Origin of the sequence: Sphingobacterium sp. UBA7253 (assembly GCF_002472745.1) — a bacterium.
GTDB lineage: Bacteria > Bacteroidota > Bacteroidia > Sphingobacteriales > Sphingobacteriaceae > Sphingobacterium > Sphingobacterium siyangense.
Map to the genome: position 1 here is coordinate 1 of NZ_DKSP01000144.1, position 418 is coordinate 418.

The 418-nt window shown below is 42.3% G+C and carries 1 pseudogene; it reads left to right on the top strand.

The window, feature by feature from the left end:
• Positions 1–418, top strand: a pseudogene (gene eno / locus B2X72_RS14920) (phosphopyruvate hydratase); the annotation flags it as partial.

The following is a 418-nucleotide window of genomic DNA, read 5'->3' on the forward strand; positions in this document are numbered from 1 at the left end:
CCATCGATAAAATCATGATTGATTTAGACGGTAGCGAAAATAAAGGAAACCTGGGCGCTAATGCTATTTTAGGAGTTTCTTTAGCTGTAGCGAAAGCTGCTGCACAAGAGTCGCGTCAACCATTATACCGTTATATCGGTGGTGTAAATGCGAACACGTTGCCTATCCCTATGATGAATATCATCAATGGTGGTTCACACTCTGATGCACCTATCGCATTTCAGGAATTTATGATCATGCCTGTGGGTGCGCCTTCATTCTCTGAAGCTTTGCGTTGGGGTACTGAGGTTTTCCATACCTTGAAAAAAATCTTACATGACAGAGGTCTTTCAACTGCAGTAGGTGATGAAGGTGGTTTTGCGCCAACTTTTGAAGGTACTGAGGATGCTATCGAAACAGTTTTGAAAGCGATTGAAAT